The organism is Candidatus Angelobacter sp., from assembly GCA_035607015.1.
Classification (GTDB): domain Bacteria; phylum Verrucomicrobiota; class Verrucomicrobiia; order Limisphaerales; family AV2; genus AV2.
Window position 1 is genome coordinate 1 of sequence record DATNDF010000005.1, and the last position, 8,449, is coordinate 8,449.

The 8,449-nt window shown below is 58.4% G+C and carries 5 protein-coding genes; all 5 read right to left on the minus strand.

Going from position 1 to position 8,449, the window contains the following annotated elements:
• Positions 1-204 (minus strand): magnesium transporter (locus VN887_00140; protein ID HXT38407.1); only part of this gene is annotated, 204 nt, incomplete at its 3' end.
• Positions 205-329: 125 nt separating this feature from the next.
• The gene (erpA, locus tag VN887_00145; protein ID HXT38408.1) at positions 330-680 is read right to left on the minus strand and encodes an iron-sulfur cluster insertion protein ErpA; all 351 of its coding nucleotides are present in this window, start codon (positions 678-680) and stop codon (positions 330-332) included.
• 57 nt (positions 681-737) lie between these two features.
• Positions 738-3,425: a tetratricopeptide repeat protein gene (locus VN887_00150; protein ID HXT38409.1), complete on the minus strand. Its 2,688-nt coding sequence runs from the start codon at positions 3,423-3,425 to the stop codon at positions 738-740.
• A 74-nt stretch (positions 3,426-3,499) separates the two neighbouring features.
• Entirely contained in the window at positions 3,500-6,427 is a 2,928-nt protein-coding gene (gene uvrA / locus VN887_00155) for an excinuclease ABC subunit UvrA (GenBank protein ID HXT38410.1), read from the minus strand.
• A 130-nt stretch (positions 6,428-6,557) separates the two neighbouring features.
• Positions 6,558-8,449: hypothetical protein (locus tag VN887_00160; GenBank protein ID HXT38411.1), on the minus strand; the 1,892-nt coding region annotated here is incomplete at its 5' end.

The following is an 8,449-nucleotide window of genomic DNA, read 5'->3' on the forward strand; positions in this document are numbered from 1 at the left end:
TTCGAGGGGCAGGTACTCAAACACCTCGGCGGCGAGATCATGGGGCAGCAGGCGCAACAGCACAGCCTCATCGTCAGGTTTCAGGTCAACGAAGATCTCGGCGATGTCCGGTGGCGGAAAGTCGCAAAGGATTTCGCGCAATTGGGCAAAATTGCGCTGGCGAATCAGTTCCTTAAGCTCGGGCGCGAGCAGATTGCCAATCATGCGGGGAAATGAAATCGCGGGTGGAGCCAAATGCCAAGCAGCAAATCTACGTGCGCCGGTAAAAAGAAAAGCCGTTCCGCATCACACGGAACGGCATTTATTAGGCCGTGCAGGACGTATCCTGCTCAGGCCTCGAAAGATTTGCCACACCCGCAACTTTGACGAGCGTTCGGGTTCGAAATCTTGAACCCGCCGCCGTTGAGCTCGTCCTTGTAATCAATGACCGCGCCGCGAAGATAATTGGCACTGAAAGGGTCCACCAGGACGGACACACCGTGAAACTCGGCCGAAACATCGTCGCCCCGCCTTTCGTCAAACACCATGCTGTATTGCATACCGGAGCACCCGCCGTTCTCAACGAACACGCGCAACACCTTCCCGGCGGTGTCCTTTTCCTTGCCAAGAAGCGCTCTGACATGCTCGGCCGCGCTCTCAGTCAGGCTGACAACGACATTGGGCTCGGTGGCTGAGTTCATATTCCAACTGACGAAGGCAAATTATCAGATGCGTGATTCGGTGTCAAACGGGCCAAATCAGTTTTTGGGCTTCTCCGCGGACAAGTGAGGTTGCGCCAATTTTTCAAGTTTGAGTTCCCAGGTCTTACGTAATGCGGGCGCCAGTTCGTCAATCAGTCGACGGTACAAATTCGCCGCCACTTCCCACAGTTGTTGGGATTCAGCCAGGCGTGCGGCCTCGTCGGCCGCCTTTTTGACCCAGAACGGGTCGGCAGTTTCGTTCTCGCGGAGATTTTTCCCATCCACGACATACAAATAGTGCCGAAGCGCTTCATTCAGCAGGTTGGTCCGCTCGTTCGACGAGGCGAGGGTCGATTGCATCTCCAGAGCCCGCGCCAGGCCGACTTCGGCGCCACTGCGACATGTCGCGTCCGCCGGCAGGGTCGGGTCAAGCGCGTTCGTATAGGCATTCATCGCGCGATCATAGTCTTTTGCGTCCTGCGTCTGGCCCGCCACTTGCAGGTAACAGTCGCCAATTCTGCCCCATGCCGCCGGCACCAGCGTATTGGTGGGGAACTCGCGGGGTATTTTTCCAAGAATCTCGATGGCTTGTTTGAAGTTCTCAAGGGTGTTTGTCGCTCCCGCCGCCTCGGGATACTGAACATAGGTGTCGGCCAGAGCCAAGTAGGCCGAAGGCAACAGTGAAGAAGGCGTATTCAATTGCGTCAGTTCTTTAATCAAGCGAGTGAAGTAATTTGTGGCGTCCCGGTAACCCTGACGCGCGTAAGCGGCACGGCCAGCCATCATCATCGCGCGAAAGTACAACTCCGTTTTCCGAGGCCAGCCCGGGTTTTGAAAGACCTTTTGGTAGTTTTCATCTGCATTGACATAATTCGTGCCTCCCAACCGGTAATAGTAATCCGCGATCCAGATTTGCGCCTGTGGCGCCAGCGAGTTGGTCGGGAATCGCGCCACGAAATCGGCGAAATACCTCAACGCGCCTCCTTCGTTGCCCGCGAGATAACTGGCCCAAGCACGGTCAAATTCGACTTTCGGCCGTAAAGGGTGTTCGGAGTGTCCCGCCAGCCACTGATCGTAAAGCTCCAGGGCCTTTCCCCAATTCTCCTCCTGTTCGTATGTCCTGGCGATTCCCAGCTCGACCTCTGGGAGCATCGAAGACTGAGGAAACCTGTTCGTGAATCCGGCAAAAAACTCGCGCGCGCGCGCCGGATCACCGAGTCGGTTCAAGGCCTGACCATATAGCAAGGCGCTTCGATCACTCTCATCCCCGTCCGGATAGGCGGACAGAATCCTGGCAACGGCCTGATCCGCGCTTGGCAGGTTCCCAAGTTGGATGCTCGCGCGCACAATTTGATAAAGCGCCAGCCCGGCCAGCTCCGCTTGAACCCTGGGCATGTCGGCGTGATTGGTTGCGACCAGCCAGTAATTCGTCAGCGCGCCGGCGTAATCCGCGAGGCCAAACTGGCAATCGGCCCATTTGATGCGCGCGACGGCCTGTTCCTGCGAGGGCGGCAACTGTTCGACAGCGGCGCGAAAGGCAGTCCCGCTCGCCGCAAGTTTATTCGTGTCAGCGCGGATGAAGCCATCCTCCCACAGACACCAGCCGCGGTCCAGTTGCGCCCGGGCGACAAATTGTTTGTTCGTGTTGGCGATGATCTGATCAAACTGGGACTTTGCCTGCAGTAACAGGTTTGTCGCGCCCGGTCGCGCAGCCTCCGGTCGCTCGAAATATTCTTTGAGCCGCAGTTCACCCAGTGTCAGTCGCAGCAAATCCAAAAGCGGGTCCGCGGGATTGCTGGCGACGTACTTTTCGAGCCGGGTTCCCGCCTCGCCGATTTTATTCTGCGCCAGTGTCAGTTTGACAATTTGCTGCAATGCCTCCCGGCGGCGCGCCATCGGTGCATTTGTGCTCAGATTGATCTCGTAAGCCCGGATCGCAGATTCGGGCTCATTCTTTTGTTCCAGGATTTCGCCCTGCAGAACCGCCGCGTCGGCTACCAGATTCGAAGTGGTGGCGTTGGTGGCCGCAGACAACTCCCCGAGCAGATTCGTCGTGGTCTGGAGCGCCGCGTCGAGTTGTCCGCCGGAGAATTTCAGGCGCGCCAGCAGGTACAACCGCTGCCGGTTCAGTTCCGCGGGCACCTGACGGTCCGCCAGTCGGCCCAACGCATCTTCACCTTCCCGATATTTCTTCAGGCCAAGGTAGGCCTGGGCCAGAAGCAGTTGGCCGCGGATGGCCACTTCTTCATTCATCCGCTTCTGTGCCGCCTGTTGGAACGCGCCGCCCGGCTGACTTAGCAATTCCGCCGTTTTTTGGAGGTCGCCCAGTTTGAACCGGGCGTAGGCCTCCCCCAAACTCGCCTCCAGCCGCCGGGGCGAGTCGCCGAAATCATTCAGCATCCCGGCAAAGGCGGCGGCGGCACCGGCATAATCGCCCTTCTGAAACAGACATTCCGGAATCCAGTAACGGTATTGATCCGCGAGTCTGCCGGCGTTCGCCAGCCGCTCGCGCAGCAGAGCCAGGGCATCGTCGAACCTCTTCAGCTGATAACGACACTCGGCCTGCAACAGCACTGCTTCGGGGATTTTCTCCGAATCCGGGTGGTTTTTGATGAAATCCGCGAACTCCTTTTCTGCCAGCGCGTACGACCCGCCGCGAAACATGTTGGCCGCAACCTCATAAGCGCGCCCCTCGGCTGCACCCGCTGCCCGCAGAGCGGCGAGCGGCCCGAGGAGCAACGTCATCAGGAGGAAAACCCACCCCCGGCAACCGAAGAGGCGGTGGGTCCGTGGAGCAAAGGTGTTCACGCAGAGGCGCATCATGCGGGCGTGCGCGAAAGGATGCGACGCAAAAATTGTCCAGTATGGCTTTCGTCGCACCGTGCCAATTCTTCAGGAGGTCCTTCCGCAACGATGCGTCCGCCGCCTGCCCCGCCCTCGGGCCCCAAATCAATGATCCAATCGGCGGTTTTTACGACGTCAAGATTGTGCTCGATGATCAGCAAGGTGTTGCCTGAGGCACGAAGTTTGAAGAGCACTTCGAGCAGTTTTGCCACGTCGTGAAAATGCAGACCGGTCGTGGGCTCGTCGAGGATGTACAGCGTATGCCCCGTGGCTTTCCGGCTCAATTCAGCTGCGAGCTTGATGCGCTGGGCCTCACCGCCGCTGAGCGTCGTCGCCTGTTGCCCCAGCCGGAGGTACCCCAAACCGACCTCGGAAAGCGTGAGGCACGGCTCATGCACCTGCGGAACCGCTCGAGAAAAATCAACGGCTTCGTCCACGGTCATGGAAAGCACGTCCGCAATGTTCATCCCTTTGAAAGTGATCTCCAGTGTCTCGCGATTGTAACGCCTGCCATTGCAAGTCTCGCACGTCACATAGACCGGCGGCAGGAAATGCATCTCAATCCTGATGAGTCCGTCACCCTGGCATTTTTCGCACCGGCCACCCCTGACGTTGAAACTGAAACGACCCGCCTCGTAGCCCCGGATTTTTGCGGCGGGCAGTTTTGCGAACAAATTGCGGATCGCATTGAACATTCCGGTGTAGGTCGCGGGGTTGCTGCGTGGCGTCCGCCCGATCGGCGACTGATCGATCACGATGACTTTGTCCAGATTCTCGATCCCCCTGATCTCGCGGTGCGTACCCGGACGTTCCTTCGACCCATATAGCCGGCGAAACAAAGCCCGGCGCAGAATGTCGTCGACCAAGGTGCTTTTGCCGGAGCCGCTCACGCCCGTCACACAGGTCAATGCCCCGAGCGGAAACCGCGCATCGATATTCTTCAAGTTGTTTTCGCTGGCGCCAAGAACCTCCAGCCACCCTCGGTCAGCGGACGGCCGGATGCGCTTCTTTGGAACCGGGATGGACAGTTCACCCCGAAGGTAGCGGGCGGTCAGCGAGCGCTCATGCGCGAGCACTTCCGGCAGCGTCCCGGCCACAACCGCCTCTCCGCCGTGAACGCCGGCGCCCGGCCCCAGATCAATGATGCAGTCCGCGTGGCGGATTGTTTCCTCATCGTGTTCGACGACAAGCACTGAATTGCCGAGGTCGCGCAGCCCTTCCAGCGTCTTCAAAAGCTTTTCGTTGTCGCGCTGATGCAGCCCGATGCTGGGCTCGTCGAGGATATAAAGCACTCCCACGAGTCCGGCTCCGATCTGCGTCGCCAGGCGGATGCGCTGCGCTTCCCCGCCGCTCAGAGTGCCGCTCTCGCGATCCAGCGTCAGATAACCCAGACCGACATTTCGCATGAAGCCGAGCCGCGAGCGGATTTCCTTTATGACCTCGTCGCCGATTTTATGCTGAAAATCGGTCAATTGCAGGCCATCAAAAAATTCGACCGCCTGGTCTATTGAGAGCGCGCATACGTCCATGATCGACAGGCCCGGGATTGTCTTTGTGTCCGACCGTGTTGCGTGGAACCGCGCCGACGACGCTTCTCCACCCAAAGTGATCGCAAGTATCTCCGGCTTGAGCCTCCGTCCGCGACACGCGTCGCAAGGTTGAGGACTCATAAAATGCTTCAACCGATTCCGTGTAAATTCGCTTTCACTCTCCTGATAGAGCCGTTCGAGATTTGGGATCACGCCCTCGAATGGACGCGTGACCTTGCTCATTTTGCCGGACCGCCAGAAATGAAACGTTACGTCTGTGGAACCGGATCCGCGCAAAAGGACGCTCGTGAACTCCCCGGGCAACGATTTGTAGGGCGCGTCCATGCTCTGTCCGTAATGCTGAGCCACCGCGCGCAACATGCTTTTGTAATAGACGATCATCCGTTTGCCGCCGCGGCGCCAGGGCAGGACGGCGCCCTGATCAAGTGATTTCTCCGGATCGGGGACGATCAGACCCTCGTCGAACACCATCTTTTGCCCTAGACCGTGGCAGACCGGACATGCTCCCATCGGTGAATTGAAGGAAAAATGTTTGGCAGTTGGCCTGTCAAAACTCAACCCGGTGGCGGGACTGTATAAACGGTTGGAGTGGGCAGTTTCGACCCACGGCCCGGTTTGGGCCTCCGCAGACTGGTGCAGCACAATCAGTCGCCCTCCACCCCACTTCAACGCGGTCTCCACCGAGTCACCCAGGCGCGTGCGAATACGATCATCAATGATCAACCGGTCCACCACAACTTCGATCGCGTGTTTTGCCTTCGGGTCGAGCTGCACGCGCACATTGGCCGCCAGTTCAACCATCTGTCCATCCACCCGCGCACGGACGAACCCCTCGCGCGCGAGCCGTTCAATCACGTCGCGGAATTCCCCCTTTTGCCGGTTTACCACGGGCGCGAGCAGCATGACGCGCGTTTTCAATGGCAGGGCCAGGATTTGATCGACAATGTCGCTGGCCGTCTGGTGCGTGATCGGCTCGCCGCTTCGAGGACAATGCGGCTGCCCGGCGTTTGCAAATAGAAGGCGCAGGTAATCGTAAATCTCCGTCGCGGTTGCGATGGTTGAACGCGGATTCGAACCGGATGTGCGCTGTTCGATGGCGATGGCCGGCGACAGTCCTTCGATGTAATCCACCTCCGGTTTCTGCAGTTGGTCCAAGAACTGTCGCGCGTACGCGGAAAGAGATTCCACGTACTTCCGCTGCCCTTCCGCAAAGATCGTGTCGAACGCAAGCGATGATTTCCCCGATCCGCTGAGCCCGGTGATCACCACCAGTTGATCGCGGGGAATGTCGAGGGTGAGGTTCTTGAGATTGTGCTCTCGCGCGCCACCGATCCTGATGAATTCCTTACTCATGGAACCGAAACACTTCCACCAGATAATCCGGACAGTTTAAGGGGGCGCCGACGGGAAGGAAAGCAGGTTGTCTGGCGGCTCCGTGCGGGTTCCGGCGCCGGGTTTTATGCGTCCGACGATGCGGGGTAGCTCAGGGCAGCAGGATGAGTTGATAAAACCGCAGGCCACCCAGGCCGCCGGTCTGCGATCCGTCGTCGGTGAAGGTAAAACTGCCGTTGGTAGAAGTTATGAGATTGGTGAAGGTCATCCAAACGGGCGGCAGGTTGGTGGCGTATTGCACGTTGAACCGATCAGCGACCGGCGCCGTCCAGTTCAAAACAAAACCTCCCGGGGTCATCGTCAGACTCGAGAAATTGATCAGTGGCCCCGCGGCTCCCGCGCCCTGGACAACCCGCAGGAAAAGCTGCGGCCCGCTGATTGGCACACAGTAAGTGGTGGTCGTATTCGTCGCGGTAATCGTCGGCGATATCACGGTCCATGTCAGATCGGTCAAATTGGTCTTCGCCTCGACATGATAGTCCTGTCCGACAACGGAATTCCAGCTCAGGCAGAGATCGCCATTGGTGATGACCAACTGCGGGTTGATGACGATGTTGGTTGGCAGACCGTTTGTCGAGAACGTGGCAAGGATGGTGAAGTTCAGATCATTGGTCGATTGATTGATGGCCGCCAGGAACCAGTCGCCGTTGAGATTCGCCGGGAAAAAGTTCGTATCCACAAGAATCTGGGCTGGGCTGTTGCTCGAACCCGAAACGCCAAACAGGTAGTTGCTCGGATCGGGCAGGAAAAACTGGTCCACAAGAAGATCCGCGGGATTGTCGAGATTGTATAGCCAGAATGCGACCGCCGCGTTGGTCTGGGTGATCGTAAACCGGAAAAAGTTCGTCAGCTGTGAGCCCGCCGCGATGGTAAAATTGACCGGCACGTCATTGGTCAGCGGAATGATGTTGAGGCCCGGATTGGCATTCGTGGACTCATTGACGCAGATCGAATAGGTCACCGCGTTCGTATCAACATTGTAAACACCAAGGTACCAAACGACCGGCTGCAGCCTGACCGGAGACGACTGGCTATCAATCAGAATCTGCTCGGCGTTTGTGCCGGGGTTGTCGCTCAGATAATCAAACTCGCCCGCGAGCGGCCGAGGCAGCGGATCCGGCACCGTCAACGCCTTGCGCACGACCAGACCCACGTCGCCGTTTTGTGGCGTGACATCGAAGGAAACAGACGTGGCGCTCGGAGACACGGTAAACTGGAAGTAATCCAGCGCGTTGGTGACCGGGATGGTATTCGTGTAGCAAACACCGTTTGTCAGGGTGATGACCGAGATCGGAGTGGTGTCGATCTGGTCGAACGCGACACTGAGTGTGAACGTGTTGGTCTGGCCCGGATTCGCGTTGGCCACACCGAGGTAATAGCGCTGACCGGGCAGGAGCTGCGGAGTGCCATTCGTGAAGAGAGTCAGAAGAGGCTGCGATCCGGGAGGCACGTAGGGGTACTGGTAATCCCCGGGGTTCGTTCCAGTCGGCAGGGCATCCTGATTGAACAGCAGCACGAGGTTTCCGCTGCCGTCCAGTATGTTGGTCGCCATGGTGGCCCGGCGCGGCACGTCCACAATGAAATACTTGATTCCATCCCCGCTCACGATGTCACCCGCGACGGTGTTCGTCAGCGGCACGCAATTCGTGTCGTAGAGGGACACCACGTTGGTAAAGGGTTCGCAGTTGGTCAGCAGAATCGCGGGAGCGTTCGTGTTCGAGAAAACAAAATCCAGCTTCCAACTCAGCAGGAACGGCGGAGTCGCGGGTGTGAACGCGCCGACGCGGTCGTCCGAAACCTCCAGCGTCCAGTTGCCGAACGCGTTCTCGCCGATAAACGGCTTCAGTGTTTCCTCGGGGAGAAAGTACGCTTCATGTCCGGCATTGATTGCGGTCACCTGCACCGCGTCAAGCAACACGCCGTTCGTCGTAAAGGAACGGAATTCCAGCGAAGTCACCGGGGTATCAGCCTGCAGAGTCATCG

What these genes read in the sequence shown, in the direction of transcription:
- erpA (HXT38408.1), bottom strand. Translation starts at nt 680, where the DNA reads ATGAACTCAGCCACCGAGCCCAATGTCGTTGTCAGCCTGACTGAGAGC.
- VN887_00150 (HXT38409.1), bottom strand. Translation starts at nt 3,425, where the DNA reads ATGACGTTGCTCCTCGGGCCGCTCGCCGCTCTGCGGGCAGCGGGTGCA.
- uvrA (HXT38410.1), bottom strand. Translation starts at nt 6,427, where the DNA reads ATGAGTAAGGAATTCATCAGGATCGGTGGCGCGCGAGAGCACAATCTC.